The organism is Bradyrhizobium australafricanum, assembly GCF_020329495.1.
In the GTDB taxonomy this organism is placed as follows: domain Bacteria; phylum Pseudomonadota; class Alphaproteobacteria; order Rhizobiales; family Xanthobacteraceae; genus Bradyrhizobium; species Bradyrhizobium australafricanum.
The window spans coordinates 52,082-74,926 of record NZ_JAGKJL010000038.1 but is presented as its reverse complement, the minus strand read 5'-3'; the positions used below and the strand labels follow the sequence as shown (position 1 = coordinate 74,926).

27 protein-coding genes are annotated in these 22,845 nt (G+C 65.1%); 14 read left to right on the top strand and 13 right to left on the bottom strand.

Annotated features, from left to right (window positions below):
• Positions 1-55: 55 nt before the first annotated feature.
• Positions 56-1,219 carry an acyl-CoA dehydrogenase family protein gene (locus tag J6525_RS29165; protein WP_092086311.1) on the bottom strand — a complete coding sequence of 388 codons (1,164 nt, stop codon included), beginning with the start codon at positions 1,217-1,219 and terminating at the stop codon, positions 56-58.
• A 235-nt stretch (positions 1,220-1,454) separates the two neighbouring features.
• The gene (locus J6525_RS29160; RefSeq protein ID WP_225647216.1) at positions 1,455-2,132 is read right to left on the bottom strand and encodes a nitroreductase; all 678 of its coding nucleotides are present in this window, start codon (positions 2,130-2,132) and stop codon (positions 1,455-1,457) included.
• 150 nt (positions 2,133-2,282) lie between these two features.
• Between J6525_RS29160 and J6525_RS29155 the strand changes: the two genes are divergently transcribed.
• A complete protein-coding gene (locus J6525_RS29155; protein WP_021079659.1) occupies positions 2,283-2,531 on the top strand; it encodes a hypothetical protein in 249 nt (82 codons plus the stop codon).
• Between the two features lie 125 nt (positions 2,532-2,656).
• Here J6525_RS29155 and J6525_RS29150 read toward each other — a convergent pair whose 3' ends face one another.
• Together J6525_RS29150 and J6525_RS47305 are read right to left on the bottom strand one after the other, a co-directional pair.
• Positions 2,657-2,902: a hypothetical protein gene (locus tag J6525_RS29150; RefSeq protein WP_076832093.1), complete on the bottom strand. Its 246-nt coding sequence runs from the start codon at positions 2,900-2,902 to the stop codon at positions 2,657-2,659.
• A gap of 70 nt (positions 2,903-2,972) precedes the next feature.
• Complete coding sequence (locus J6525_RS47305; protein WP_312009917.1) at positions 2,973-3,593, bottom strand: helix-turn-helix domain-containing protein; 621 nt, start codon at positions 3,591-3,593, stop codon at positions 2,973-2,975.
• A gap of 12 nt (positions 3,594-3,605) precedes the next feature.
• Here J6525_RS47305 and J6525_RS47300 point away from each other — a divergent pair, with 12 nt between their 5' ends.
• The 4 genes from J6525_RS47300 (at position 3,606) to J6525_RS29130 (ending at position 5,916) form a co-directional block, all read left to right on the top strand.
• The gene (locus tag J6525_RS47300) at positions 3,606-3,929 is read left to right on the top strand and encodes a hypothetical protein (protein WP_312009916.1); all 324 of its coding nucleotides are present in this window, start codon (positions 3,606-3,608) and stop codon (positions 3,927-3,929) included.
• Positions 3,930-4,253: 324 nt separating this feature from the next.
• Entirely contained in the window at positions 4,254-5,363 is a 1,110-nt protein-coding gene (locus J6525_RS29140) for a DUF2336 domain-containing protein (RefSeq protein WP_225647214.1), read from the top strand.
• An 8-nt stretch (positions 5,364-5,371) separates the two neighbouring features.
• Positions 5,372-5,674, top strand: coding sequence for a PilZ domain-containing protein (locus tag J6525_RS29135; protein WP_057019938.1), 303 nt, complete (start codon positions 5,372-5,374; stop codon positions 5,672-5,674).
• Between the two features lie 50 nt (positions 5,675-5,724).
• Entirely contained in the window at positions 5,725-5,916 is a 192-nt protein-coding gene (locus J6525_RS29130) for a hypothetical protein (protein ID WP_092086328.1), read from the top strand.
• Positions 5,917-5,941: 25 nt separating this feature from the next.
• Here J6525_RS29130 and J6525_RS29125 read toward each other — a convergent pair whose 3' ends face one another.
• A complete protein-coding gene (locus tag J6525_RS29125; RefSeq protein ID WP_225647213.1) occupies positions 5,942-6,817 on the bottom strand; it encodes an MBL fold metallo-hydrolase in 876 nt (291 codons plus the stop codon).
• Between the two features lie 110 nt (positions 6,818-6,927).
• On the opposite strand from J6525_RS29125, the gene J6525_RS29120 reads away from it, so the two are divergent.
• The 3 genes from J6525_RS29120 to J6525_RS29110 all read left to right on the top strand — a co-directional run bounded on the left by J6525_RS29120 (position 6,928) and on the right by J6525_RS29110 (position 9,585).
• On the top strand, positions 6,928-7,836 hold the full coding sequence (locus J6525_RS29120; protein WP_225647212.1) for a dienelactone hydrolase family protein: 909 nt from the start codon (positions 6,928-6,930) through the stop codon (positions 7,834-7,836).
• Between the two features lie 65 nt (positions 7,837-7,901).
• A complete protein-coding gene (locus tag J6525_RS29115; RefSeq protein ID WP_092086334.1) occupies positions 7,902-8,876 on the top strand; it encodes a glycerophosphodiester phosphodiesterase family protein in 975 nt (324 codons plus the stop codon).
• A gap of 76 nt (positions 8,877-8,952) precedes the next feature.
• A complete protein-coding gene (locus J6525_RS29110) occupies positions 8,953-9,585 on the top strand; it encodes a DapH/DapD/GlmU-related protein (protein ID WP_225647211.1) in 633 nt (210 codons plus the stop codon).
• A gap of 1 nt (position 9,586) precedes the next feature.
• Here J6525_RS29110 and J6525_RS29105 read toward each other — a convergent pair whose 3' ends face one another.
• Entirely contained in the window at positions 9,587-11,209 is a 1,623-nt protein-coding gene (locus J6525_RS29105) for an ABC-F family ATP-binding cassette domain-containing protein (RefSeq protein WP_225647210.1), read from the bottom strand.
• A gap of 159 nt (positions 11,210-11,368) precedes the next feature.
• Here J6525_RS29105 and J6525_RS29100 point away from each other — a divergent pair, with 159 nt between their 5' ends.
• Positions 11,369-11,812, top strand: coding sequence for a DMT family transporter (locus tag J6525_RS29100; protein WP_225647209.1), 444 nt, complete (start codon positions 11,369-11,371; stop codon positions 11,810-11,812).
• A 10-nt stretch (positions 11,813-11,822) separates the two neighbouring features.
• Here J6525_RS29100 and J6525_RS29095 read toward each other — a convergent pair whose 3' ends face one another.
• Entirely contained in the window at positions 11,823-12,527 is a 705-nt protein-coding gene (locus tag J6525_RS29095) for a GrlR family regulatory protein (protein WP_092086343.1), read from the bottom strand.
• A 417-nt stretch (positions 12,528-12,944) separates the two neighbouring features.
• Between J6525_RS29095 and J6525_RS29090 the strand changes: the two genes are divergently transcribed.
• From J6525_RS29090 to J6525_RS29075, 4 genes are all read left to right on the top strand, one after another.
• The gene (locus tag J6525_RS29090) at positions 12,945-13,892 is read left to right on the top strand and encodes a hypothetical protein (protein WP_225647208.1); all 948 of its coding nucleotides are present in this window, start codon (positions 12,945-12,947) and stop codon (positions 13,890-13,892) included.
• Positions 13,893-14,037: 145 nt separating this feature from the next.
• The gene (locus tag J6525_RS29085) at positions 14,038-16,812 is read left to right on the top strand and encodes a xanthine dehydrogenase family protein molybdopterin-binding subunit (RefSeq protein WP_225647229.1); all 2,775 of its coding nucleotides are present in this window, start codon (positions 14,038-14,040) and stop codon (positions 16,810-16,812) included.
• The gene (locus tag J6525_RS29080) at positions 16,809-17,333 is read left to right on the top strand and encodes a (2Fe-2S)-binding protein (protein WP_225647207.1); all 525 of its coding nucleotides are present in this window, start codon (positions 16,809-16,811) and stop codon (positions 17,331-17,333) included. Before J6525_RS29085 ends, J6525_RS29080 begins: the two co-directional genes overlap by 4 nt.
• Before the next feature lie 11 nt (positions 17,334-17,344).
• Positions 17,345-17,962 (top strand): Isoquinoline 1-oxidoreductase subunit, encoded by a 618-nt coding sequence (locus tag J6525_RS29075; RefSeq protein ID WP_225647206.1) that lies wholly within the window; start codon positions 17,345-17,347, stop codon positions 17,960-17,962.
• 16 nt (positions 17,963-17,978) lie between these two features.
• Here J6525_RS29075 and J6525_RS29070 read toward each other — a convergent pair whose 3' ends face one another.
• The 5 genes from J6525_RS29070 to J6525_RS29050 all read right to left on the bottom strand — a co-directional run bounded on the left by J6525_RS29070 (position 17,979) and on the right by J6525_RS29050 (position 21,660).
• Positions 17,979-18,128, bottom strand: a complete 150-nt coding sequence (locus tag J6525_RS29070) for a hypothetical protein (protein ID WP_092086355.1) — start codon at positions 18,126-18,128, stop codon at positions 17,979-17,981.
• Between the two features lie 63 nt (positions 18,129-18,191).
• Positions 18,192-19,013, bottom strand: coding sequence for a tetratricopeptide repeat protein (locus tag J6525_RS29065; RefSeq protein ID WP_225647205.1), 822 nt, complete (start codon positions 19,011-19,013; stop codon positions 18,192-18,194).
• Between the two features lie 32 nt (positions 19,014-19,045).
• On the bottom strand, positions 19,046-19,732 hold the full coding sequence (locus J6525_RS29060) for a substrate-binding domain-containing protein (protein ID WP_092086358.1): 687 nt from the start codon (positions 19,730-19,732) through the stop codon (positions 19,046-19,048).
• 5 nt (positions 19,733-19,737) lie between these two features.
• Positions 19,738-20,442 carry a hypothetical protein gene (locus J6525_RS29055; protein WP_225647204.1) on the bottom strand — a complete coding sequence of 235 codons (705 nt, stop codon included), beginning with the start codon at positions 20,440-20,442 and terminating at the stop codon, positions 19,738-19,740.
• A 183-nt stretch (positions 20,443-20,625) separates the two neighbouring features.
• Positions 20,626-21,660, bottom strand: a complete 1,035-nt coding sequence (locus J6525_RS29050; RefSeq protein WP_024581543.1) for a glutamine synthetase beta-grasp domain-containing protein — start codon at positions 21,658-21,660, stop codon at positions 20,626-20,628.
• 539 nt (positions 21,661-22,199) lie between these two features.
• Here J6525_RS29050 and J6525_RS29045 point away from each other — a divergent pair.
• Positions 22,200-22,412: a DUF2735 domain-containing protein gene (locus J6525_RS29045; RefSeq protein WP_050386610.1), complete on the top strand. Its 213-nt coding sequence runs from the start codon at positions 22,200-22,202 to the stop codon at positions 22,410-22,412.
• Between the two features lie 90 nt (positions 22,413-22,502).
• Here J6525_RS29045 and J6525_RS29040 read toward each other — a convergent pair whose 3' ends face one another.
• Positions 22,503-22,814, bottom strand: a complete 312-nt coding sequence (locus J6525_RS29040; RefSeq protein WP_028332324.1) for an MliC family protein — start codon at positions 22,812-22,814, stop codon at positions 22,503-22,505.
• Positions 22,815-22,845: the final 31 nt, after the last annotated feature.

The window sequence follows — 22,845 nt, the reverse complement described above, 5'->3', positions numbered from 1 at the left end:
GGATTGCTTCGCTTGCGCTCGCAATGACGGGTTTGCCTGAGGGCCGCGCGCCCTGCTAGCCGCCGCGCAGGCCGAGCACGCGGCGGGCGATCGCCTGGCGATGCACCTCGCTCGGGCCTTCGTAGACCCGCATCAGGCGCGCCTTCTGCCACAGCGCGTTGAGCGGCAATTCCAGCGTCACGCCGAGCGCGCCGAGCGTCTGCATGGCGTGGTCGCAGGCGTCATAGGCCATCTCGGTTGCGAACACCTTGATCATCGAAGCCTCGTGGCGGATGTCCTCGCCGCGGTCGGTCTTGTCGGCGGCCTCGCGCACCATCAGCCGGCACGCATGCATGCGCGTGGAGATATCGGCGATCCACCACTGGATCGCCTGGCGCTCGGCGAGCTTGACGCCGAACGTCTCGCGCTGCCTGGCGTGCTCGCACATCATGTCGAGCGCACGCTTGGTGATGCCGACGCAGGTCGATCCCATCTCGAGCCGCCGCGTGCGCAGCCGCAGCTGCATCGGCGCGTAGCCCTTGCCGACCTCGCCCAGCACGGAGTCCTTCGGGATGCGGCAGTCCTCGAACACGATCTCGTAGGTCGAGCCGCCGCCGACCATCGGAATCTCGCGCTCGATGATGAAGCCCGCCGTGCCCTTCTCGACGATGAAGGAGGTGATGCCGCCCTGGCGCTGATCGTTGCCGACCCGCGCCATCACGATGATGAAGTCGGCGGCGCGCGCATTGCTGATCCAGATCTTGCGGCCGTTGAGCACCCACTGTTCGCCTTCGAGCACCGCGCGCGTCTTCATGCCCGCGGGATCGCCGCCGGCTCCGGGCTCGGAGATCGCGATCGCCGAGGCCATCCGACCCTCGATATAGGGCTGCAGATACTTCTTCTTCTGCGCGTCGGTACCGACCGCCTGCAGCATGCGCAGGTTCGGCGAGTCCGGCGGCAGCACGAATGGCACGCAGCTGCGGCCGAGTTCTTCGTGCACCGCAGCCATCGTGCGCGTCGGCAGGTCGTGGCCACCGAGATCCTCGGGCGCATCGAGGCCCCAGAGGCCGAGCTCCTTCGAAACGTCGCGCAGCCGCTTGCGCTGTTCCGACGTGAGCTCGGGGTGATCGCTGCCGGGCAGCTTCGATTTCAGATAGTGCGGCTCAAGCGGGATCAGTTCGCGATCGACGAATCTCGCGACGGTTTCGCGGATCATGGCTGTCTGTTCATCGTCGCTCATCTGAGATTCCTCGCCTGCGCTGTTGTGCTTCAAAAAACCAGTAGCGCATTTTTTACCGGCGGGAATAGCGGAAACGCGCAGCCGCGCTCACGCTCGCGCGATGGTTTCACGGCGCGGAATTCAATATCCCGCGGCGTGGTCGGTGCGTACGCAAATGCGCCGGACACGCCCGTGCATCGCGCAGCCGATCGCGCCGCACGAGGTTGTTGCCCCCGAGCAAGCGAACGACGCCGCGCTAATCGGCAAAGCCGACGTAGCGGACAAAATCGTTGTTGGCCTCGCGGTCGGAGCGTACCGCATTGGCGGCAAAGCCGTCGTCGGCATAGCCCATCGCGACGCAGGTCATGATCACCTCGTCTTCCGGGATGTCGGCGACCTCGCGCACGATGTCGGAGCGCATGATGCCCTGGCCGTTGATCACGCTGCCAAGGCCGCGATCCCAGGCTGCCAGCACGATGCCGTAGCAGAGCGCGCCGAGATCGAAATGGCAGACCGCGCCCGGATCGAGGATCCGGTCGTAGGTCAGGACCAGCGACACCGGGGCGTCGAACTGGCGGAAGCCGCGCAGCACCCAATCCTGCCGCATCGGCTTGTCGTCGCGGGCGATCCCCATCGCGCCGAACAGCTTCTTGGCGATGTCGACCTGGCGGCCGCGATGCACGCCCTGGTACTCGCCGTGGCTGACGATGTCGCGCTTCACCTTGGCGCCGGCGACCATCTCTTCCATGTTGCGGCGGCGCACTTCCTCCAGCGGCGCCCCGGTCAGGACGTGAACGTGCCAGGGCTGGGTGTTCATCGAGGACGGCGCGCGCTTGGCCACCTCGATGATCTCCTCGACCGTCGCCCGCGACACCGGCTGCTTCTTGAACCCGCGCACGCTTTTGCGTGACTGTACCAGCGTCTCGAATTCCATTCCGCGCTTCCCCGATTTTGTTCCGCGCTGCACGCGGAATTTCCTTGATCTGATCGGGGTATTTTATCGACAAAATCGGCCATGGGAACTTGATCGGGCCAAGAATCCCGTATCCAATCCGGCCACTGGTTTGGTTTAGGGAGAACCCAGATGAAGCGGATTTTCTTGGCGGCCGTGATCGCGACCTTTGCCGCCGGTTCGGCATTTGCACAGGACGCCTCCTGCGAGACGAAAGCCGTCGGCAAGGATGGCAAGCCGCTGGCCGGCGCGGCCAAGACCTCGTTCATGAAGAAGTGCACGACGGATGCCTGCGAGACCAAGGCGGTCGGCTCCGACGGCAAGAAGCTCGCCGGCGCGGCCAAAACCTCGTTCATGAAGAAGTGCCAGAGCGGCGCCTGAGCCCCTCGCCGACGCCTTTTCACCCGTCATCGGGACAGACTTCAATCGGGACAAACCATCGGGTCGCGCAGGGCGCGGCCCGAAACGCTATTGGCCGGTGAATCGCCCCTGATCGGCGGGCGCCCTCAGAACGAGACGCCGACCCGCACGCCCCTGCTCCAGACCCGCCGGCAACGCTTCCTGGTGTTGCCGTGAAACATTTCGAAACGCTCCGGCAATTGGGTCGGCTTGGCAAATTCCAGGCACGCTCCGCCGGCGGAATAGTCCACCAGCCGGCATTCGATCAGCGGCGCCTTCGGTTCAAGCTGGAGCTTGACCACGCTGGATACGCATCCGCTCGGACGAACACGCGCAAATCTCCGGGGATGCATCAGGCCGCCTCTGGTGAAATCGTACCCACAGGCTCGTCGGCGGCCGTTAAGATTCCGTTCAGATCGATGGTTACGAACCGTGTCTGCGGGACGGATCGGCGCGGGTGGCGCCCGGACGGCGCGAGGCGGCCAGTGTCTCCGATGGCGCTTCTCCGAACTGCGACCGATAGCTGCGCGAAAAATCGCTTAAGTGCCAAAATCCGTAGGCCAGCGCGCACGTCTTGACGCTCGGCGCACCGGCCAGCAGTTGCTGGCGCACCAGCCAGAGCCGGCGCAACCGCAAATAGCGATGCAGGCTGACGCCCCGGTAGCGCTGGATGGCGTCATGCAGCGTGCGCACCGACACGCCGATCTGCCTGGCGAGTTCGCCGCTGTAGATCGGGTGCGCCACGTCGCCTGCCAGAATTGCGCGCGCGTCGTTGAAGACCTTGAACTGGCGCGTCGTGTTGGCCCGCGTCGTCCACTTGGCCGGTACGATCTCGGCGAAGGCGTTGTCGATCGCCGCAAGCAGCGTCTCCTTGATCGACTCGCCGCTGGCGAACGGGGCATCATCGGTCGGCTGCGAGGTCACGAGCAGGATATGCCTTACCACTTCACGCAGCCGATCCTGCGCGGGTTGAGAAATTTCGTGAATGCTGAAATGAAGACCCGCCTGCGGCCAGCCACGGTCGACAATCTCCGGCGTAAACATCACCGAGGCATATTGGCGGGGCGTCTCCTCCACCGACGAGTAGAACGCGCCGCCGCCACCGAGCACAATGACCGCGCGATCGCGCTCGACGCCGTTGAAGCGGATCGGGACCCCGTCATCCATCGTGAAGCCGACCGCAGTGGTGTGCGGCGCAAGCTGTGCGTCGACGATCCGCGGAAAGGACTGCGTGTAGTTGAGCTCGCATCCCGGCAAACTCAGGATGACCTGCTCGGCCGAAATCTTCCGCGCAAGTGGCGTGAAATCAACATCCAGATTTCGGATCGAACTCCGGAATGCATCAACATCGTCAAAACGAAAGACTCTCGGCACCGGTAATGGCGCCGTCAAATGACCGCTCCCGTGAAATGCTCTTGAAAAATTGCGCGCGACGCGGCGCCTTGCGCGCCGGCCGCATCAATAAATTCCATGCACAAAATGCGAATCGTCCAATAGGTTCAATCAGGAAAAATGCGGTCCGTTCGTCGAACCGGACAATCCGGCAATGTAACGCGGCTGCCGAATTTCGATAGTCTTTGGCGGGATATCCACCGCCGCGATCGGCCCTCCCCATCAATTTCTATACCCCTATTAAAGATTCGAGGAGCAAATTGGCATCGGGAACGATGATGTTCCTCGTCGCGGACCATTTTAGAGACCGCAATGACAGTTATTGCCTCGCCCGATCTTATTGCCAAACTCGACCATGTCTTGAAAGCTGGCTCGCCCGACCTCCGCACGCGCATGCTGCAGGAGGTGACCGGGTTGTTTCTCGAAGACGCTCACCGCCTCAGCGCGCACCACGTCGAGATGTTCGACGGCATCCTGGTTCGCCTGACCGAGAGCGTCGAACTGCGGACCCTGACCACGCTCAGCCGCTCGCTTGCCGATTTGCGCCTGGTGCCGCGGGAACTCGCGCGCCGCCTGGCCAACCACGACGACGCCGACGTCGCCGCTCCGATCTTGCGCAAATGCGAATGCCTCCCCGATGCCGACCTGATCGACATCGCCTGGATGCGGGCCGAGGGACACCTCTGCGCGATTGCAGGACGCAAGGCCGTCAATGCGGAGCTCACGGACATTCTCCTGATGCGCGGCGACAGCAGCGTGCTTCGAGTCCTCGCGCGCAATCCCGGCGCTGATATGACCAGCGCAGGCCTCGCCATGATGGTCGATGCCGCCGAGCGCGACGACGACATCGCCGACGCGCTGATATCGCGCAGCGACCTGCCCCATCGCGTTCTTGTCGACCTCGTGATGCGATCAACGCCGCGCCAACAGGCCCGGCTGCTCAAACGCGCACGCCCCGACATTCAGGACGCGATCCGCGCTGCGATCGATGCCAGCGCAGCCCGCGCCTCCGCAACCCCACCAGCCACAATCGACTATGCGGAGGCGCGGGCCACCGTGCTGGCCTTGAACAGAACGGGGCAGTTGAACGATTCCAGCGTCAACCGTTTCGCGATCAGGCGAGAGGTCCGCAACGTCGTTGCGGCGCTGGCGCAGCTCGCAACCGTTCCGATCGAGACGATCGCACCGCTGATAGAAGCCGCCGACATCAGCGGACTCGTGATCGCCTGCCGCGCATCGCGACTGAACTGGAACACGACGGCTGCCATCGTCAGCTACCGGAAGGCCGGGCTGACGGTTGCACCCGATGAGCTGCAGCGCGCACGGGACATGTTTGAAGGACTGGCGCTATCCAACGCGCAGCGCACGATCCGGTTTGGTTCGCTTAGCGAGCTGACCGCGAAGCGCTCCCAGGCAGTGTGAGTGATGCAATGACGTATGGTGACCGCAGGGCGGAACGCGTGAGGCTCGAGACGCGCTATCCCGTCAACCTCATGGGTGTCGACGGCACATGGCGGCGGAGTTGCATCCTGCTCGACGTCTCGCAGAGCGGGGCCCGGCTCGAGGTCGACGGATCGCTCGATGTGCTGAAGGCCCAGGAGTTCTTCCTGGTGCTGTCCTCGCGTGGACTGGCCTTCCGCCGCTGCGAGCTGGTTCGCGTCGACGGTGCCGAGATCGGCGTGAGGTTCATCGAAGAGAGACGGCGAAAGGGACGCCCCGTCATTCCAAGGTGAGGATTGCAAAATGAGGATTGGCGCAACCGGCCCGAAGGGAAGTTGACGACATGACCGTACAGAGAGCGACCAACATCAGGGTATCGACCGCCTCCGCCTCACCGTTGCGCGGGACCATCGAGATCGACTGCGCCGGCACCGTCGCGACGTTTGCGATCGACGAGGAAATGGCGCATCGCCTGTGCGCCGATCTGGAACGGTTTCTGACCCAGGTCCCGCGCCGGACCCGCGCAGCGCGGTGACCTTGAGCTACCGACTGTCGCGCGCCTACTCCCGCTTGAAGCGATAGTCGAAGCGATCGCCATCCGCCTTGATCAGGCCGACCGTCGGGGCCGGAAAATGGATCGGCAGGATCAGCGTGTCGGTTTCGGCAACGGACGCAAAAAACTTCCGCCGCGATAGTGCCGACTGCTTAGGGTCCCAATCGGGCTTGGCCGACCATTCCGGTTCGCGGCACTGGATCGCATGGTGCATCAGGTCGCCCGCGACCACCGCGCGCTGCCCCTTCGAGAAGATGTTGACGCAGCAATGGCAGGGCGAATGGCCCGGGGTCGGCGTCAGTGTCACGGTGTCGTCGAGCGCGTAGTCGTCATCGACCAGGAGCGCCTGCCCGGCCTCGACGATCGGCAGGCAATTGTCGCGGAACACCGTGCCGGGCGGATTGGCGCCCTTGGCGTTCTCGGCCTCCCAAGCCGCATACTCGCCCTTGTGGAAGACGTATTTCGCGTTCGGGAAGGTCGGCACCCAGCGCCCGTCGCGCAGCGTCGTGTTCCAGCCGGTGTGGTCGATGTGCAGATGGGTGCAGAACACATAATCGATCTGCTCATAGGAGATGCCGAGCGCGAACAGCTCGTTGCGCCAGCGCTCCTTGCCCGGGAAGTCGAACGGCGGCGGGTGGCCCTTGTCCTCGCCGGTGCAGGTATCGACCAGGATGGTGTAGCGCGGCGTCCGCACCACGAAGGTCTGATAGGTGATCACCATCCTGCCGCGCGCGGCATCGAAGACCTCCGGCTCCATCGTCTTCAGATGATGCTTGAACACATCGTCGTTGTAAGTCGGGAAGAAATCCTGCGGCCGCCGCCACGGTCCTTCGCGCTCGATCACCGCGTCGATCGTGATGTCGCCGATCCTGATCTGCTTCATGGTTGTTTCGCTCCCGGTTTTTTGTAAAGCGTAGCGGGCGGCACCCGGCCTCACAAGCCGAGCGCCGTGCAGCGCGCCATGCGGCTTTGCATTGCTGGAAGGAAACAACCATGCCGCAATTCATCCGAAATCCTGCTCATGCTGCGGGAATGACCCATTGCGCGATTCCGATCGTCCTCCTGATGCTCACGACATTGCCGACAGCGGCGGCAGCCGCGCCCGACACCGTTTTCTTTCCGAGCGCCGACGGCAAGACCGAGATCGTCGGCTACCTGTTCAGGTCGCAAACACCGGGTCCGCACCCCGCGATCGTGCTGCTGCACGGCCGCGGCGGCCCCTATTCGATCAACGTCAACAAGGACTGCACGCTGGTGTCGCGGACCAATCCGTCGGCGGCCTGCAATGCCGGCAGCCTGTCCAAGCGCCACGCGATGTGGGGACAGTATTGGGCCGACCACGGCTATTTCGCGCTGCTGCCGGACAGTTTTGGGCCGCGCGGCAAGGCGCACGGCTTCGGCCGCTTCACGCATGACGATCCTGATCGCAGCGACGTCAATGAAAGGACCGTGCGGCCGCTCGACGCCGAGGGCGCGCTGAGCTGGCTGCGCAGCCAGCAGGAGATCAGCGGCAACCGCATCTTCCTGCAGGGATGGTCGAACGGCGGCAGCACCGCGCTGAACGTGATGCAGCGGCAAGGCGCGACGTCGGGCTATCGCGCCGCGCTCGTGTTCTATCCGGGCTGCGGGCCGGCCGCGCTGCTGGCGCAGACGCTCAGCTCGGCAGCACCGATCACGATGTTGCTCGGCACGGACGACGAGGAAGTATCGCCCGACCGCTGCCGGGACGTCGCCAGCCGCTCCGTTGCTGCCGGCAGCAAGATCGACGTCGTGGTTTATCCGGGTGCCACCCACGATTTCGACGATCCCGGCCGTCGCCGCCAGTCGAATCCCGCCAACAGCGCGGCGCTCCAGGACGCGATGGTGCGGGCGATTGCCGCAATCGACGGCTTGAAGGATTAGGCCGCCGCAAATCGACCAGAAAGCACCCCTACCCGGGCCGGCGATCCAGCAAGGAACCGAGTCGCTTGGGCAGGAAACTGAAATACGCGGCAGCGGCGATCGTTGCCGTCGCCGCCGCAATCTACCTCAACAACACGAGCCTTCTCGCAACGCATGCCGGCGGCAAGCCGGTGCTGCTCGCCCATCGCGGCATGGCGCAGCGCTTCGACGAGCGCGACCTCAAGAACGACACCTGCACCGCGGCGCGCATGCTGCCGCCGACCCATGACTATCTCGAGAACACGATCCGCTCGATGCGGGCGAGCTTCGAGCGCGGCGCCGATATCGTCGAGCTCGACGTCCATCCGACGACCGACGGCGAGTTCGCGGTGTTTCACGACTGGACCGTCGATTGCCGCACCGATGGCCAGGGCGTCACCCGCGAACAGCCGATGGCGCGGCTGAAGATGCTCGATATCGGCTATGGCTACACGGCCGATGGCGGCAAGACCTTCCCGTTCCGCGGCAAGGGCATCGGCCTGATGCCGTCGCTGGACGAGGTGCTTAAGACCTTTCCGGATCGCCGGCTCCTGATCAACGTCAAGAGCCGCGATCCCTCCGAAGGCGAGAAGCTCGCAACGGTCTTGAACCGGCTCGCCGCCGAACGGCGCAAGCTGATCATGGTTTATGGCGGCGACGAGCCGATCGAGACGATCCGGCGGCTTGCGCCGGAGACCCGAACCATTTCGCGCGCGACGCTCAAGAGATGCCTCGTCCGCTATATCGGCTATGGCTGGACCGGCATCGTGCCTGATGCCTGCCGCAACGCCATCGTGCTGGTGCCGATCAACTACGCGCCCTGGCTATGGGGATGGCCGGACCGCTTCCTCAACCGCATGGCCGCGGCCAACAGCGCGGTCTTCGTGCTCGGGCCTTATCAGGGCGGCGAATTCTCGACCGGGGTCGACGATGCCGACCTGTTCCGGCGCCTGCCCGAAAGCTATTCCGGCGGGATCTGGACCAACGAAATCGAGACCATCGCCCGCCTCGCCGGGCGTTAGATCCGGCCTCCTCCTGTCATCTCTCCGTCATAGAAATTGTGCGACTGAAGCGGCTCGTCGCATCGAGGACAACGCTATGAACGCACCGAGCCTGACCCGCCCCAAGATCGCCGAAACCGTCATCGAGCCGACGGTCAAGCTGCGCGAGGTCAGGGTCGGACGTTGCTGTGAGGTTCTCGGCGACACCGCGATCGAATACACCGAGCTTGGCGACTACTCCTATCTCGGCAGCGGCTGCATCGTCGCCGACGCCGTGATCGGCCGCTTCTGCGCGATCGCGGCGCAGGTCCGGATCGGCGCGCCCAATCATCCGCTCGAGCGCCCCTCCCAGCATCGCTTCACCTATTGTCCGGAATATTACACCGCCTCAGCCGAGCGCGATCATGACTTCTTCAGGAGCCGACGCGCGGATCGCGTCGTGATCGGTAACGACGTCTGGATCGGCCACGGCGTGATCGTGCTGCCCGGCGTCACCGTCGGAGACGGCGCGGTGCTGGCGGCCGGCGCCGTGGTCTCGCGCGATGTCGCGCCCTACACCATCGTCGGCGGCGTGCCGGCCCGGCCGATCAAGGAGCGGTTCAACCGCAAGATCGCAGCCGAGCTATTGCAGATCGCCTGGTGGAACTGGCCGCCTGAGACCATCTGGGAGCGCCTGCCGGAATTCCAATCGGGCGATGTCGAGGCGTTTTGCGCGCGGTGGAGAGCTTGAGCTAGCTCCGCAGTCCCGGCGCTTCCTGGCCGGTACGCGCGACATATTCAGTGTAGCCGCCGCCATATTGGTGGATGCCGTCGGGGGTCAGCTCCAGCACGCGGTTGGAAAGCGCGGCGAGGAAATGCCGGTCGTGCGAGACGAACAGCATCGTGCCCTCGAACTCGGAGAGCGCTGATATCAGCATCTCCTTGGTGGCGAGATCGAGATGGTTAGTCGGCTCGTCGAGCACCAGGAAGTTCGGCGGATCGAACAGCATCTTCGCCATGACGAGCCGCGCCTTCTCGCCGCCCGAGAGCACCCGGCACTTCTTCTCGACGTCGTCGCCGGAGAAGCCGAAGCAGCCGGCCAGCGCGCGAAGGCTGCCCTGCCCAGCCTGCGGAAACGCGTCCTCCAGCGACTGGAACACGGTGCGCTCGCCATCGAGCAGATCCATCGCATGCTGGGCGAAATAGCCCATCTTGACGCTGCCGCCGACCGCGACCGCGCCGTCGTCGGGCTCGGTTGAACCGGCGACCAGCTTCAGGAGCGTCGACTTGCCGGCACCGTTGATGCCCATCACGCACCAGCGCTCCTTGCGACGGATCATGAAGTCGAGGCCGTCATAAATGCGCTTGCTGCCATAGGCCTTGTGGACATTCTTCAGGCTGACGACATCCTCGCCCGAGCGCGGCGCCGACTGGAATTCGAACGCTACGGTCTGCCGTCGCCGCGGCGGCTCGACCCGCTCGATCTTGTCGAGCTTCTTCACCCGGCTCTGCACCTGGGCCGCGTGCGAGGCGCGCGCCTTGAAGCGCTCGATGAACTTGATCTCCTTGGCGAGCATCGCCTGCTGCCGCTCGAACTGCGCCTGCTGCTGCTTGTCGGAGAGCGCGCGCTGCTGTTCGTAGAACTCGTAATTGCCGGAATAGGTGGTGAGCTGGCCGGCGTCGATCTCGACCACCTTGTTGATGATCCGGTTGATGAACTCGCGGTCATGCGAGGTCATCAAGAGCGCGCCCTCATAACCCTTCAGGAACTGCTCGAGCCAGATCAGGCTTTCGAGATCGAGATGGTTGCTCGGCTCGTCGAGCAGCATGACGTCCGGACGCATCAAGAGGATGCGCGCCAGCGCCACCCGCATCTTCCAGCCGCCGGAGAGTTTGCCGACGTCACCGTCCATCATCTCCTGGCTGAAGCCGAGACCCGCCAGCGCCTCGCGCGCGCGGCCGTCGAGCGCGTAGCCGTCGAGCTCCTCGAACTGATGCTGCACCTCGCCATAGCGCGCGATGATGTCATCCATCTCGTCGGCCTTGTCGGGGTCGGCCATTGCGGCCTCGAGTTCCCTGAGCTCGGCCGCGACCACGCTGACGGGCCCTGCCCCATCCATCACCTCGGCGACCGCGCTGCGGCCGGACATCTCGCCGACATCCTGGCTGAAATAGCCGATCGAAATGCCGCGATCGAGCGAGACCTGGCCCTCGTCCGGGATTTCCCGGCCCGAGATCATCCGGAACAGCGTGGTCTTGCCGGCGCCGTTCGGCCCGACGAGGCCGATCTTCTCGCCCTTCTGGAGCGCAGCGGAAGCTTCGATGAAGAGGATCTGGTGGCCGACTTGCTTGGAGACGTTATCGAGGCGGATCATGCTCTAATACTGGGGAACTGAGGGTTTGCGGCCTCTTATTCGATCTGGGACGTGGGTGGAAGCCCATTCCGCAGGTTCGTGCCGCGTTTCGTGCATGCCACGATCGTTCCCAATCGAATATGACATGAAGCGGTTCGACGATCGGTTTTGGGGCATCTTATGCAAGTCTGGTTTCTCTATCTGCTCGCGCTCGGCGCCGGCATCTGCGTCGCCGTTCAGCAGGTCCTGAACGGCAATCTCAGGTCCGCCCTCAACTCGCCGGCCTGGGCCGGGCTCGTCAGCTATCTCGGCGGGCTCGTGGCGATGGCGGTCGTGCTGGTCGCGACGCGGGAGCCGGTGCCGTCCTGGAAGCTGGTGACGGCTGTGCCGTGGTGGGCCTGGAGCGGCGGCGTCCTCGGCGGCATCTTCATCCTGCTGATGATCCTGCTGCTGCCGCCGCTCGGCGCCGCGACCCTGCTGGCACTGGTGGTTGCGGGTCAAATGCTCGCGGGCATCGCGATGGACCATTTTGGCCTGTTCGGGCTGGCGCAGCACCCCGTGTCGGTTTCACGGCTGGCCGGCATCGCGCTGATCATCGGCGGCGTGCTTCTGATCAAGGATTGACGGGCTCTCGTCAGGCGCGGCGCATCAGCCGCAATTCGGCGGACAGTCGAAGGCTGCGCTTGCCGGCCAGCGCGATGCCTTCGAGTTCGGCACCGTCCGCACGGCACGAACCGGCAAAACCGATGCCGACTTCATAACCGCCGAACACCGGGTACTCGCCCTTCGCCGGCGTATGCTCCTGGTTGACGATCTCGCCTCGCCAGCGGCCATCGGCTGACGAATACGAACCGAGATAGTAGAAGAACGCATCGCCGCCGAGGATGCGGCCGTCCATCAGCAGCATGACCCCGGTGAGCCCGGCATCGACACCGTCGAGCGCGCGCAGATGGATCGAGTACAGTCCGTTGACGATGCCGCCGGGACCGACCGCCCCGCGCGGCGGCAAGGCCTCGTCGTCGAGCGGCGCCAAATTCGCCCAGAACACGCCGTCCGGCATGGCGTCGGCCTTGCCCTCGAGCAGGATGGTGGAACCCTCGCTCCTACCGCGCACCTTGATGACGGTGACGTCGGCGCCCATCAGCGGCTTGAAATTCGGATCGTCATTGTGGCGCTCGGTGATCACCTCGGCGGCGATCTCGCCTTCCGTCACCTGATAGGTGCCGAGATGGGCAAAGGCCGAATTGCCGCCCAGCATCTTGCCGTCATGCATGCACATGATGCTGCGGCCGAATGCGCCGTTGATGCCGTACTCGACCTTGTAAAGTCCGTTGAGCACGCAAAAATCCAAAAAATAAAATTGATTCTGTTCGCCACATAGCACCAGGCCGAACGCCGCACCATTGCGTCTTTTGGCGCAGGCAAGCCCGCAATGTCCGGGTGTGGACAGCGGCCGATTCGTCGCTTAGCTGTAGGCACCGCCCGCGTCGTGCCGCGTCACGCGGGATCCGGTCTGCAGATTCTCTACTCTCCCAGTTCATTGCGTCCAGCATTTGCGCATTCCGCCAATGGTCGCGCGGCCGCACCCGGCCTCGACACAGGCGAGGCTTCGAGGAGCATCACATGATCAATCGCTTTGGCCTGGCCGCCGCGCTGGCGCTGCTGCTCGGCAGCGGCGGCACAGCCCTGGCGCAGTCGCTGCCCGCCGATCTCCGGTAAGACCTTATCAACGCCGGCCGATGTCGCGACCAAGGACGTGCTCGCGCTCAACACCGGCATGTTCGAGCTCTACGGCGATGCGGCGCGGATTTTCCAGAAGAACATCCTCGACAAACACCCTGTGATCCTCGGGCTGTTCTCCGGCGCCGGCGGCCGCCTGATCCTGTACCGGCCGGGCAAGCCGCCGACCGAAGCGCCGCAGGTGCCGATCGTCTATCAGCTGCTGAAGTCGGTCGGCCACAGCACGATGGCGCTGGCCGAGGTGGTCGGCCCCTATGTCAACAATCCCGCCGACAAGGCATGGCGCGGGTCGATGCAGGCCTATCGCAGCCGGATGCAATCGGCGCTCGACGGGCTCGATGCCACGCCGATGCAGGCGGACTGGCGCGACAACAACCGTGCCATCCTCAAGAACAACATCGCCTTCATGGATGAATGCCTCACCGCCGGCGCAATCCCCTTCGCGACGCTCGAGGCGTTCGGCAAGAAGCAGGCGCCGCTGCTCGCCAGGAACGTCGCCTGGGCCGCGCAGACCCAGGTAGCGCACTGGATGACGGTCATGGCCGACTGGAAATCCCAGCTCGGCGCCGACTGGGACAAGACCTACGGCGCGAGCAACACGATCTATGTGGCGCGGCAGAACAACGTGATCTTCAGCGTGCTGGCGCAGTTCTTCGGACCTGACGCCATCAACGGCCGCCTGATGCTGATCGAGACGATCTCCTTCACCACCACGCCGTCGGACATGCTGGAGTCGCTGACCCGGATCATCGCGGACCGCTCGGTCGGCGCGCTGTTTTTCGGCAGCTATCACCTGATGGACTATGAGCTGATGGGGGGCGATGCGCGCGAGGCGATCATCGCCGAGACCAAGAAGCGCGGCATGACGGCCTTCCTGCCGCCGCTGGTGCCGTTCGGTTCCAAGCAGTGGCCGACGCTGATCACGCCGGGTCCGGGACCGGCCACCATCGCCGACCTGAAGTGAGACCAAAGCTACAAGTGAGGCAGCTACGACCTATTGCGGCGTTGCGGTTGCGCTCGCTTTGCCGCAATACCTTCGCGTGTATTGCACCAATTGTTAAACCCCGGCGCGATATGCCGTCGTCGAGGTGTCGATGAAAGATCAGACCATGCGGCCTTCGCGACGCGAATTCGTGAAGTGGTTGTCGGCAGGCGGCATCTCGGTCAGCCTGTCGCATCTGGCGCTGGCGAAGGAACCGGCTTTCGCGACCCGCGAGACGCTGCCCGGCCGCGGCCATTTCAACCCGGCGGAAAAGGGCGCCGGCCGTGTCGACGGCGTCGCCAAGGTCACCGGCGCAAAACTCTACGCGTCCGACTTCCGCGCCGCCGACATGCCGGGCTGGCCCGCGACCACCGCGCACGCCATCCTGGTCCGCGCCGATGACGCGACGCATGTCTATGCCGGCATCGACCTCGCCCGTCTCGATGGTCCGGCAAAGCCGTCGGTTATCGTAACCGCTGCCGATCTCGACCGGATCGGCACGCGGGTCCCGGAGTTCTACACCGGCGACCTGTTCTGCCCGGTCGGCAAGACGCCGCTCTATCTCGGACAACCGGTCGCGCTGTTGATCTTCGAGCAGTTCGACGCCTTCGACCGCGCGCGCCTCGCGCTGCGCGACGGCGGCTTCGTCAAATTCGGCGACGAGACCGGGCCGGTCATCCTGCCGAACTACGGCGCGTATCGCTTCACGCGCGTGGCGGGCGCCTCGCCTGATGCGCCCGACGTCTATTCGCCGATCCAGGCCGGTTGGGTTTCGCCGAGCCGCATCCAGAACGCGGCGCTGCCGGTCTGGCTGCCGCTCGCCAAGGAGACCAAGGCCGACTACGCCAAGGCCGCAACCCATGGCGAAGCGATCCGCGCCCAACTCGCCAAGGACGATCCGACACAGCTCGTGCTCGACCGCGAGTTCGAGACCCAGTCGGTCGATCCGATGTTCCTCGAGCCGGAGAGCGGGCTCGCCTGGTACAGCGACAACAGCGGCAATCTCGAACTGGTGCTCGGCGTGCAGTCGCCCTATGAGGCGACCGAGTCGATCGCCTTCATGCTCGGCAAGGCCCGCGCGCCGTTCCGGCCCACGCACATCAACGCGCAGTTCGCCCATGTCGGCGGCGGCTTCGGCGGCCGCGACCATACACCATTCGTGCTCTACGTTGCGCTGGCGGCGATGTTCTTCCCCGGCCGGCCGGTGCGGCTGGCACAGGACCGCTACCAGCAATTCCAGGGCGGCATCAAACGCCACCCGATCAAGATGCGCTCGCGGATCGGCATCGATCGCGCCAGCGGCAAGATCACGGCATTTGCCGCCGACCATGTGCTCGACGGCGGCGGGCTCGCCAACTTCTCGGCCAATGTCGCGGTCGTTGCCGCGACCGCTGCGATCGGTATCTACGACATCCCGAAAGTCGACGTCACCACCGTGGCGCTGCATTCGCGCGGCGTCACCGCAGGCTCGATGCGCGGCTACGGCACGCTGCAGACCATGACCGCGCTCGAAGTCCTGATCGACGAGGCGGCGAGCGAGCTCAAGGTCGATCCGATCGCATTCCGGCGCAACAATGCGCTGAAGCAGAACGGCCGCACCATGACCGGCAATCCCTACATCGTGTCGGTGCGCACATCAGACATCCTCGACAAGCTCGAGAAGCATCCGATCTGGCGGCAGCGCGCTGACTTCAAGCAGAAGGCGCCGGAGGGGCGGCTGGTCGGCACCGGCGTCGCCTGCGTCACCAAGGATTACGGCTCGGGCGCGGATTGCTCGCTCGGCCGGGTCGAGATCGATGCCGAAGGACGGATCGCGATTCACTGCGACCATGTCGAGATGGGTAATGGCGTCGGCACCGCGCTCGCCAACCGGGTCGCGAGCCATCTCGGCGCCGTCGCCGATGAGGTCGCGGTCTCCCGCGTCGACAGCTATGACGCGCTTGGCCTCGTTACCTCGGGCGATCCCTACACGATGGATCAGAAGACCCAGGATATCGCCGAGAGGAACCCGCGCTGGGTGCCCGCGATCAGCTCGGCGACCAGCGCGTCGATCGGCGCCCATGTCGGCACGCACTCGTCGGCCGAGGCGGCCCGCGTCATCTTCCGCTTCGGCCTGTGGCCGGCGGCGCTCGAGCTTTGGCACATCGCCAAGGCCGATCCCCGTGCTCGCCAATGGGACAAGGCACACTGGAAGGATGGCCAGCTGGTGCTCGACGATCTCGCACCGCTGCCCTTGCCGAAGCTTGCCGCGACCGCGCATGCGCGCGGCTTCGTCACCGGCGCCGTCGCGCACAGCTTCTCGCGCTGGGCCTGGTCGCGCGCCCGCTTCCCTCTGTTCGGCGAACAGTATCGCGCCGAGATCGACGCGCTCGCTGTTCGTCGCGGGCGAAGCCAGTTCGAGCGGATCGACCGAACAAGCGTGAAATTCCCGCCGACCGACAACAACCGGATCGGCACCGCCTACACCTCGATGTGCGGCACGCTGGTCCGCGTCGAGATCGAGCGCGCGACCGGAATCCTGCGCATCGCCAAGGCCTACAGCGTGTTCGAATGCGGCCAGGCGCTGGTGCCTGAAGTGGTGCTCGGCCAGTCGCATGGCGGGTTCGCGATGGGCGTCGGCTACGCCCTGCTGGAAACCCTGCCGCCGTTCGAAGGCGGCCCCGGCAACGGGCAGTGGAATCTCGGCCAGTACCTGATCGCGCGCGGCTCCGACCTGCCGCTGCACGATCTCGAGATCGAGATGCTGCCGCCGCTGACGCCGGACGAGCCGCCGAAGGGCATGGCCGAGGTGGTGATGATCCCGATCGTGCCGGCGCTGCTCAACGCCATCAACGACGCCACCGGTCACCGCTTCCGCTCACTGCCGGTGACAACAAGCCTGCTCAAGGGAGCGCTGGCGTGACGACGCTCAACCTTACCATCAACGGCCAGAAGCACGGCCCGATCGAGGTCCGCGACGACCTCTCGATGAACGATTTCCTTCGGGAAATGCTCGGGATGACCGGCACCAAGTTCGGCTGCGGCGCCGCGCAATGCCTGAGCTGTGCCGTCATCATCGATAATCCCGACGGCACGAGCTACACCACCCCGACCTGCGTGGTGCCGGCCGCGAATTTCGACGGCAAGGCGATCCGCACCATCGAGGGCCACGCCAGGGACGGCGAACTCTCGGCGTTGCAGCGCGCCTTCATCGACCACTTCGCGTTCCAGTGCGGCTATTGCACGGCCGGCTTCCTCAACGAAGGCCAGGTGCTGCTCGAACGGCTGGCGAAGACGCCTGTGGCGCGGGACCAGCTCGAGAGCGTCATTGCGGAGGCGCTCGACGGCCATCTGTGCCGCTGCACCGGCTACATCAAGTATCATCAGGCGGTGCGCGACGTGATCCTCGCCGATTCCAAACGCTATCTGACCGCCAGCAAGTGAGCGCGCGAGCAATGCCATCGGAAACGCGGTTTCGGATCGTTGCGGTGCTGACGGCGCTCGCGACCAGCCTGTGCGCGGGCTACGCGGCGTCGGAAAGCGCGAGCCACGCCCTCGCCTCGCCGGAAAGCTTTGCCGGCATCGAGAATGTCGAGCAGCGCTCGGCGGCGATCTTCACCGAGCTCGGCAAGGTGTTGACGCATCCGCGCTGCACCAATTGCCATCCCGCCGGCGACAGCCCGCGGCAGGGCGACATCAGCCGCATGCATCAGCCGCCGGTGACGCGCGGTGCGGACGGCCACGGCAAGGACGCCATGCGCTGCTCGATCTGTCACCAGCACGCCAATTTCGACCCCGGTCGGGTGCCGGGCCATCCGGAATGGCACCTTGCGCCGCGCGAGATGGCATGGGCCGGCAAGACCGTCGGCGAGATTTGCGCGCAAATCCGCGACCCCGCACGCAATGGCGGCCGCAAGGTCGAGGAGCTGGTCGAGCATATCGGCAAGGACACGCTGGTGGGCTGGGCGTGGCACCCCGGCTTCGGCCGCGCACCGGCACCGGGCACGCAGGCGCAGGCCGGCGCGCTGGTCGAGGCCTGGGTGAAGACCGGCGCGGCCTGCCCAGTGCCTTAAGTCGCGCAACTCCGAACTAGTGGCGCTTGAAATACTGCACGTCGCGCTCGTGCTTCTCCGCCGCCGCGCGCGACTTGAAGGTGCCGAGATTGCGGCGCTTGCCGGTCTTCGGATTGACCTTGCGGGAATAGAGCCGGTACTCGCCGGAACTTAGTTTGCGGATCATCGCAGCACCTCGCCAATGCCTTTCGCATGTCAACGACATGCCGCGGCGAGCGTTCCAGTTCAGTTAGAAGCAGAGATTGGTCACGGTATTGCCGCGCTTGTCCTTGATGACATAAGGACAGCGGGCCCGCTCCAGCGCCTTCTTGGCATCCTCGTCGCCGAGCGCCGCCGCCCGCTCGTAATAGGCTTTCGCGGCATCGCTGTCCTTCGGCCCGCCGCGACCGGCCTGCGCGAAGGCGCCCATCCGCTCCAGCGCGCCCGGATGGTTCTGCGCAGCGGCCTTCTCGAACAGCGCCCGCGCGCCGGCATCGTCCTGCGCGCCGCCCTGGCCTTCGGCCAGCATCATGCCGAGCTGGTACTGCGCTTCGGCATTGGTCTCGGCGGATTTGGCGAGCAATTCGCGCGCGCGTGCCGGATCAGCTGCCGCGCCGCCGCCGCCGAGCGCGGCGAGATTGCTGACGCCGCGCGCGTTGCCGGCCTGCGCCGCGCGCTCGAACAATTTGCGCGCCTGCGCCTCGTCTTTGGCAACGCCGGTGCCGTTGCCGTAGAGCACGCCGAGTTCGACCATCGCCGAGGTCGAGCCCTTGTCGGCCGCCTTGCGCCACGCGCTTGCGGCTTCCGCCGTCTGCCGGTTGGCGGCATAGGCCCGGCCGAGCTGGTACATCGCGCGGCGCGACGATCTTGCGGCCACCGCGCAGTACTTGATCGCGGTCGCAATGTCGGCCGACGCGATGTCGGGCACGCCCTTCACGTCGGCCGGCTTGTCGGGATCGGTGGGATCGGCGGCAAGCCGGTCGCACAGCACGAGGTCGGCCGATTGCGCGTGGGCAAGCACGGGCGCGGCCAGCGCCGCAGCTAAGACAATCGCATGAAGTGGTTTGAACATGACCAGCAGGTTGCGTCGCGGTGCGGGCGAATTCAAGGCTCGAGCCCGGTCTCGCGCAGCACTGGCGCGACATCAGCCGACGACAGATAGCGCAGCAGATGATCGGCGGCCGCTGCGCGCTGCGAGGCTGCCATGCGGCCGGCGGAAAACACCGCCGGGGTCTGCAAATCCAGCGGAATCGGCCCGACGACCTCGATGCCCTCGATCTGCTTCAACTCACTGATCTGCTGGATTGCGAGATCGGCGTCGCCGCTGACGAGCTTTACCGCGGTGAAGCCGCTCGGAATGATCACCGCCCGCGCGTTAATCGCCGCCACAATGCCGAGACGCGCGATCAGCTGCGCGAACAGGATGCCGCTGGCGCCGAGCCGCGAATAGGCCACCGCCCGCGCACCGAGCAGCGCCGCACGCAGCGCGGCTTCAGTTGCGATGTCGGGATGCGCCGCCCCCGCCTTCACCGCGACGCCGACATGGGAACGCGCAAGATCCACTGCGCTCTCCCGCGCAACGCGGCCCTCGCCGATCATCTCATCGAGGCCTTCGCGGGTCAGGATCACGAGGTCGGCGCCCTCGCCGCCGCGCAGGCGTTCGAGCAGCGCCAGCGTCGGGGCGAAATCGGCGTCGATCGCAACGCCGCTCGCCGCCTGATAGGCGGCGGCAAGCCGCGCGACCGCACCCTTGAGCGCCAGCGTCGAAAGCACACGAACCGAACCGCTCATATCGCCTATGCCCGCCGCATCAGCTTGAGCGCGGCCGTGAGGCGCAGGCTGCGCTTGCCGGCAAGCGCGGTCGCCTCCAGCACGGCGCCCTCGGCGTCGCAGGTGCCGGCAAAGCCGATGCCGACCTCGTGGCCGCCAAAGATCGGGTTCTCGCCCATCGCCGAAGTGTGCTCCTGATTGAGGATCTGGCCCTTCCAGCGGCCCTTCTCGGAAGTGTAGGTGCCGAGATAGTAGAAGAAGGCGTCGCCGCCGAGGATGCGGCCGTTATTCAGCAGCATCACGCCGGTGAGGCCGCCGTCGACCCCGTCGAGCACGCGGATGTGGACCGAATAGAGCCCGTTGATGACGCCACCCTCGCCGACCCCGCCGGCGATGGGGATGTCCTCCCCGGTGATCGGCGTCATCACCGACTGGAACGGCACGCCGGGCAACTCCTTCAGCTCGCCCTTGAAGCGGTAGAGGTCGCCGTCCGGCCGGCCTTTGGCAATCAGCGTGGCGTCATCGGTACCGGCCATCGCGCGGTAGTTTGGATCGGGGTTGTGGCGGACGGTCTGGATCTCGACTGCGACCTCGTCGCCGGCTTTCTGGTAGGTGCCGATATGGGCGAACGCCGAATTGCCGCCCAGCATCTTGCCATCGCCGACATACATCACGCTGCGGCCGACGGCGCCGCCGAGTTCGAACCGGACCTTGTAAAACCCCTCAAACAAGCGCCGCGTCCCCGGCAGCCAAGATGCACCCGTTATCTAGCGCGGTTCATAACGCAGCGAAACCGGTTTCGGCGGAACGCCGCCTGCAAAGGGTATCGCTAAATAGCGAAGGTCCGCCAAGGCTGTCGCCCTAGCGGACCCGATTTGCGGTACCGGATGGCTCCATCCGGGTCCGATAGCAGCTTAGGCCGCAGCCTTGGCGCCGGTCGGAACCTCGGAGATCGTCTTCAGGATCTGCGAAGCGATCTGGTAGGGGTCGCCTTGCGAGTTCGGGCGACGGTCTTCCAGATAGCCCTTGTAGCCGTTGTTGACGAAGGAGTGCGGAACGCGGATCGAGGCACCACGGTCAGCCACGCCGTAGCTGAACTTGTTCCACGGCGCGGTCTCGTGCTTGCCGGTCAGGCGCTTGTCGTTGTCCGGACCGTAGACGGCGATGTGATCCATCAGGTTCTTGTCGAAGGCCTTCATCAGGCTCTCGAAGTACTCCTTGCCGCCGACTTCGCGCATGTACTTGGTCGAGAAGTTGGCGTGCATGCCCGAGCCGTTCCAGTCGGTGTCGCCGAGCGGCTTGCAATGGAATTCGATATCGATGCCGTAACTCTCGGTGAGGCGCAGCATCAGGTAGCGGGCCATCCACATCTGGTCAGCGGCGGTCTTGGAGCCCTTGCCGAAGATCTGGAATTCCCACTGGCCCTTCGCCACTTCGGCGTTGATGCCTTCGTGGTTGATGCCGGCGGCGAGGCAGAGATTGAGATGCTCTTCGACGATCTTGCGGGCGACGCTGCCGACGTTCTTGTAGCCGACGCCGGTGTAGTACGGGCCCTGCGGCGCCGGATAACCCTCTTCCGGAAAGCCGAGCGGACGGCCGTCCTTGTAGAAGAAGTATTCCTGCTCGAAGCCGAACCAGGCGCCTTCGTCATCCAGAACGGTGGCGCGCTTGTTCGAGACATGCGGCGTCTTGCCGTCGGGCATCATGACTTCGCACATCACCAGCACGCCGTTCTCGCGCGCGGCGTCGGGATAGCAGGCGACCGGCTTCAGCACGCAGTCAGAGCTGTGGCCTTCAGCCTGCTGGGTGGACGAACCGTCAAAGCCCCACAGCGGAAGCTGTTCGAGGGTCGGGAACGACGCGAATTCCTTGATCTGCGTCTTACCGCGCAGGCTCGGCGTCGGCGTATATCCGTCGAGCCAGATATACTCGAGCTTGTACTTGGTCATTGAACCTCTCTGTTGATGATGCAAAACCGTGAGGAACCGAAAGCCAGTCGGCCGCCGCACGCGTACCCGGCCACCATCGGCCGGCTCTTACTAAGCAATTAAAATGCCAGTCGCTGCACTGCGGCGCCCGCCCGGCCGCGGATGTCCACAGCGGAGATCGCATTTTTTTCTGCGACATAGCAGCGCGGCTGGCATGCGCCGCGGTCAGTCAAAATCTTCTCCCAGCGCCCTCCGCCGCCCGTTTCTGCAGCAAATTCGGCTACGGCATCGCCTGCCGCTTAATGCGGCGGCAGCGCCATGTGACAGTTCGTGTCCAACGATCGGGTGCCCCGCAACCATCGTCGCGGCTCAAGCGTTGGTCAGCCGCATCCTGCCTCACAGGAAGCAAACCCGAATCTGCCCACGAATTGATCAAACAATGACTATTTCTTGGTCACTTGCGCCCCGCCCAGCCCGGTCCGATATCGAAAACACGGTAACCACACGCGAATGAGTCGGGCGCACCATGGAGGCTCGCTCCGGCCAAAGGAGACTTTGACATGATCACCACGGGCCAAAACCAAGGACCGATCCAGGGATCGGCAACAATCTATCAATTCCCGGCAGGGGGCCGCGCGGCTCTCGGCGGACGCCGCTACGGTGAGGCGCGGACCGCGCTCGAACTCGCCGCTGAAGTCGAGACCTCGGCCTGCAGCGAGAGCTGGTACCATCAGGCGGCCATCGACGACGCCAAGCCGGGCCGCGATCACTGATGCCGATGCGATCGAGGGGCGCGACGCAAAAACGTCAGACAGCAGCAGAACAATAACAAGGGTCGGAACGCGAGCGTTTCGGCCCTTTTTTCATGCCAGCTCGCATGCCGTCGCCGGCCGCCTCGCATGCCGGAGCCTGGCAAGCCCGGCCCGGCTGATCTCGAGCGTGACCCCGCCGCCCTTGTAGCGCGTGCCCGTCAGCGACAGGCGCTTCTTCAGCGTCACCGCCTTGCCGTCGAGTTGCAGATGCGCGCGCGTATCCCCGTTGAAGAACCCGGCAATGAACTGCGTGCCGTCAGCGCAATGATAATTCCGGAAGGCGGACTGCGCCGACACGTTCGAGGAACCAAAGAGCTCGAAAAGAATTGCGCCGATGACAATGGCGCCCCCGCGATAAGTCATATTCTCCCCCCAACGGGCCGGTTATAGACCT

Excerpts from the sequence above, each read along its gene's own strand:
- J6525_RS29165 (WP_092086311.1), bottom strand. The coding sequence starts at position 1,219 with ATGAGCGACGATGAACAGACAGCCATGATCCGCGAAACCGTCGCGAGA.
- J6525_RS29160 (WP_225647216.1), bottom strand. The coding sequence starts at position 2,132 with ATGGAATTCGAGACGCTGGTACAGTCACGCAAAAGCGTGCGCGGGTTC.
- J6525_RS29155 (WP_021079659.1), top strand. The coding sequence starts at position 2,283 with ATGAAGCGGATTTTCTTGGCGGCCGTGATCGCGACCTTTGCCGCCGGT.
- J6525_RS29150 (WP_076832093.1), bottom strand. The coding sequence starts at position 2,902 with ATGCATCCCCGGAGATTTGCGCGTGTTCGTCCGAGCGGATGCGTATCC.
- J6525_RS47305 (WP_312009917.1), bottom strand. The coding sequence starts at position 3,593 with ATGTTTACGCCGGAGATTGTCGACCGTGGCTGGCCGCAGGCGGGTCTT.
- J6525_RS29140 (WP_225647214.1), top strand. The coding sequence starts at position 4,254 with ATGACAGTTATTGCCTCGCCCGATCTTATTGCCAAACTCGACCATGTC.
- J6525_RS29135 (WP_057019938.1), top strand. The coding sequence starts at position 5,372 with ATGACGTATGGTGACCGCAGGGCGGAACGCGTGAGGCTCGAGACGCGC.
- J6525_RS29130 (WP_092086328.1), top strand. The coding sequence starts at position 5,725 with ATGACCGTACAGAGAGCGACCAACATCAGGGTATCGACCGCCTCCGCC.
- J6525_RS29125 (WP_225647213.1), bottom strand. The coding sequence starts at position 6,817 with ATGAAGCAGATCAGGATCGGCGACATCACGATCGACGCGGTGATCGAG.
- J6525_RS29120 (WP_225647212.1), top strand. The coding sequence starts at position 6,928 with ATGCCGCAATTCATCCGAAATCCTGCTCATGCTGCGGGAATGACCCAT.
- J6525_RS29110 (WP_225647211.1), top strand. The coding sequence starts at position 8,953 with ATGAACGCACCGAGCCTGACCCGCCCCAAGATCGCCGAAACCGTCATC.
- J6525_RS29105 (WP_225647210.1), bottom strand. The coding sequence starts at position 11,209 with ATGATCCGCCTCGATAACGTCTCCAAGCAAGTCGGCCACCAGATCCTC.
- J6525_RS29100 (WP_225647209.1), top strand. The coding sequence starts at position 11,369 with ATGCAAGTCTGGTTTCTCTATCTGCTCGCGCTCGGCGCCGGCATCTGC.
- J6525_RS29085 (WP_225647229.1), top strand. The coding sequence starts at position 14,038 with ATGCGGCCTTCGCGACGCGAATTCGTGAAGTGGTTGTCGGCAGGCGGC.
- J6525_RS29075 (WP_225647206.1), top strand. The coding sequence starts at position 17,345 with ATGCCATCGGAAACGCGGTTTCGGATCGTTGCGGTGCTGACGGCGCTC.
- J6525_RS29070 (WP_092086355.1), bottom strand. The coding sequence starts at position 18,128 with ATGATCCGCAAACTAAGTTCCGGCGAGTACCGGCTCTATTCCCGCAAG.
- J6525_RS29065 (WP_225647205.1), bottom strand. The coding sequence starts at position 19,013 with ATGTTCAAACCACTTCATGCGATTGTCTTAGCTGCGGCGCTGGCCGCG.
- J6525_RS29060 (WP_092086358.1), bottom strand. The coding sequence starts at position 19,732 with ATGAGCGGTTCGGTTCGTGTGCTTTCGACGCTGGCGCTCAAGGGTGCG.
- J6525_RS29050 (WP_024581543.1), bottom strand. The coding sequence starts at position 21,660 with ATGACCAAGTACAAGCTCGAGTATATCTGGCTCGACGGATATACGCCG.
- J6525_RS29045 (WP_050386610.1), top strand. The coding sequence starts at position 22,200 with ATGATCACCACGGGCCAAAACCAAGGACCGATCCAGGGATCGGCAACA.
- J6525_RS29040 (WP_028332324.1), bottom strand. The coding sequence starts at position 22,814 with ATGACTTATCGCGGGGGCGCCATTGTCATCGGCGCAATTCTTTTCGAG.